At 44.8% G+C, this 3,271-nt stretch carries 2 protein-coding genes; both read right to left on the bottom strand.

Features of this window, described 5'->3' with window-relative positions; translation table 11 throughout:
* The coding region (locus tag GMD4S_RS11630; RefSeq protein WP_001144920.1) for a GNAT family N-acetyltransferase at positions 1-469 on the bottom strand (469 nt) is incomplete at its 3' end.
* A gap of 194 nt (positions 470-663) precedes the next feature.
* Entirely contained in the window at positions 664-3,165 is a 2,502-nt protein-coding gene (gene leuS / locus GMD4S_RS11625; RefSeq protein ID WP_000011730.1) for a leucine--tRNA ligase, read from the bottom strand.
* Positions 3,166-3,271 lie beyond the last annotated feature (106 nt).

The raw sequence follows: 3,271 nt of genomic DNA, 5'->3' as shown, positions 1-3,271 counted from the left end.
ATTTCCACTCATAGCGACGATAGTTAAGCTCCTCAAAAACATAGCGAGCTAGGAGATATTGAGCCTCTGTCCCTATACGTGTTCCCCTTAATTCTGGAGAAAAAGTGACGGCACCCACTTCTATTACTCGGTTATTCTGGTCAATACGCATGAGAGAAAAAGTCCCCAAAGCCTTACCAGTTGCCTTGTCTATAATCGCATAGTAAAAACGGTCCTTACGAGCCAACATCTGATTTAAGACGGTAACCAGTTCCTCCATATCTGCCACCGGCTCCTGAAAGAGGTAGGTCCACATCTCCCGAGGAGTATCTGGACCATAAACAGCTAATAAATCCTCCGCATGCTTTTCCACCGAAAGAGCCTCTATCCGAGCGTAGCGCCCTTCTAAGAAATCAATGGAAGGCAATTCTCCTGGAGTATAACCTTCCATTGACTCACCAATCATCTGACCATATTCGTTTACTGGCATCGTTTTCTCCTTGATTCACTTTTCAAACTTTATAATTGCACATAGTATATCATACTTTCATGAAAAAATTCAAAAAATCCTTCAGATTCTACTCTGAAGGATTCATTTCTTATTTAATAACGATATTAACAAGTTTGGTTGGCTTCAATAGTCCAGTGTACTATTGAAGGTGGCAGATAGAGCTAATAAACTCGTTATTTCACAACAATATTAACCAATTTATTTGGTACACTAATCACCTTCACGATTTCCTTGCCGTCAATGTCCGCTTTGACTTTTTCGTCAGCCAGAGCAATTTCTTGCAATTCTTCGCGTGACAGGTCTTTAGCGACCATGAGTTTGGCACGGACTTTTCCTTTGATTTGGATGACGATTTCGATTTCGTCTTCAACCAATTTACTTTCGTCCCAAGTTGGCCAAGCCACGTAAGAGATGGATTCACCTGTTGCTGTAACTGTTTGCCAAAGTTCTTCTGCCAAGTGAGGTGCAAATGGGGCAATCAATTGGATAAAGCCTTTGGCGTAGTCCACATAGAGTTTGTCTTCCTTGTTAGCAGCGTTGACAAAGACCATGAGTTGGGCAATAGCTGTGTTGAATTTCATGGATTCGATTTGCTCAGTTACAGCTTTAACGGTTTCATTGTAAACCTTGTCAAGAGCACCATTGTTTTCCGCAACAATTTCTTTACTTGTGATCAAACGGTAAACACGGTCAAGGAATTTACGGCTTCCTTCCAGACCTTCTTCTGACCAAGCGATGGAAGCATCGAGTGGCCCCATGAACATTTCATAAACACGAAGGGTATCGGCACCATATTGTTCCACCACATCGTCTGGGTTAACAACGTTCTTGAGCGATTTAGACATCTTAGCAGGTGCTTGCTCCAGTTCTTCTCCTGTTTCCACATGGAAGAAAGAACCGTCACGTTTTTCAACCTTGTCAGTCGCTACAAGAGCTCCACGGTGGTCACGGTAGCTTGTTCCCAAAATCATCCCTTGGTTAAAGAGTTTTTGGAATGGTTCTTTAGTTGGAACAACACCGAGGTCATAGAGGAATTTGTGCCAGAAACGAGCGTAAAGCAAGTGAAGAACGGCATGCTCCGCACCACCTACGTAGATATCTACTGGCAACCATTGTTTGAGGAGGTCCTCATCAGCCAATTTCTCAGTATTGTGTGGATCGATATAGCGGAGGTAGTACCAACTTGAACCAGCCCATTGTGGCATGGTGTTGGTTTCACGACGACCTTTAACACCATCTTCACGCGTCACTTCAAGCCAGTCGGTCAAGTTAGCCAATGGGCTTTCCCCAGTACCTGAAGGGCGGATATCCTTGGTGACTGGCAAGACAAGTGGCAATTCACTTTCAGGAACAGCTGTTGAAGTCCCATCTTCCCAATGAATGATTGGGATTGGCTCACCCCAGTAACGTTGACGGCTAAAGAGCCAGTCGCGGAGACGGTAGGTAACCTTCTCTTGACCGCAACCTTTCTCTTCCAACCAAGCCACAATCTTAGCAATAGCGTCTTCTTTGTTCAGTCCATCAAGGAAGTCTGAATTGACATGAAGACCATCTTCTGTGTAGGCAGCGTCTGCTACATTTCCACCTTCAAGCACTTCTACGATTGGAAGGTCAAATTGTTTGGCAAATTCCCAGTCACGTTGGTCGTGGGCAGGAACAGCCATTACCGCACCTGTACCATAGCTAGCAAGAACATAGTCGGCAATCCAGATTGGGATTTCTTTGCCATTGACAGGGTTGATGGCATAAGCGCCCGTCCAAACCCCTGTTTTTTCCTTGGCAAGATCGGTACGAGCCAAGTCAGACTTGAGACTAGTTTGGTGTTTGTAGTCCGCAACTGCATCAGCTTGTTCTGGACTTGTAATCGCATCAACCAAGTCATGCTCAGGAGCCAAGACAGTGAAGGTCGCACCGAAAAGAGTATCAGGACGAGTGGTAAAGACGGTGAATTCCTTGTCAATCCCTTTCACTTTAAAGGTGACATTGGCACCAGTTGATTTCCCAATCCAGTTGCGTTGCATGTCCTTGATAGACTCTGGCCAATCCAACTCATCCAAGTCATTAAGCAAGCGCTCTGCATAGGCCGTGATTTTAAGCATCCATTGACGCATCGGTTTGCGGACAACAGGATAGCCACCACGCTCAGAAGTTCCGTCAGGAAGGACTTCTTCGTTGGCGATAGCTGTTCCCAATTCTTCTACCCAGTTTACTGGTACTTCGGCTTCATAGGCCAAGCCTTTTTCGTAAAGCTTGGTGAAGATCCACTGAGTCCATTTGTAGTAGTTTGGATCTGTTGTGTTGACTTCACGGTCCCAGTCGTAAGAGAATCCAAGCGCATTGATTTGACGTTTGAAGTTGGCAATGTTTTCTGCTGTAAATTCTGCTGGGTCATTCCCCGTATCCATAGCGTATTGCTCAGCTGGCAAACCAAAGGCATCCCAACCCATTGGGTGAAGGACATTGTAACCTTGGGCACGTTTGTAACGGCTAAGGATATCAGTCGCTGTGTAGCCTTCTGGGTGTCCTACGTGCAATCCAGCTCCTGAAGGATATGGGAACATGTCGAGAGCATAAAACTTCGGTTTTGATGCATCTGTTCCTGTCTTAAATGTATGATGTTCTGCCCAGTAGCCCTGCCACTTAGGCTCAATTTCTTTATGATTGTAAAAACTCATGGTCTCTCTCCAATTTTGTGATGTTACTATTATACCATTTTTGGGGGAATTTGAAAGACGAGAAATGTTCTTTTAGACTTGGATAACAAGAAATACTGAGTCGCAA

This window comes from Streptococcus sp. GMD4S, from assembly GCF_000296955.1.
Note: the sequence above shows the minus strand (reverse complement) of the source record. Positions and strands in the feature narration are given on the sequence as shown.

Excerpts from the sequence above, each read along its gene's own strand:
- leuS (WP_000011730.1), bottom strand. The coding sequence starts at position 3,165 with ATGAGTTTTTACAATCATAAAGAAATTGAGCCTAAGTGGCAGGGCTAC.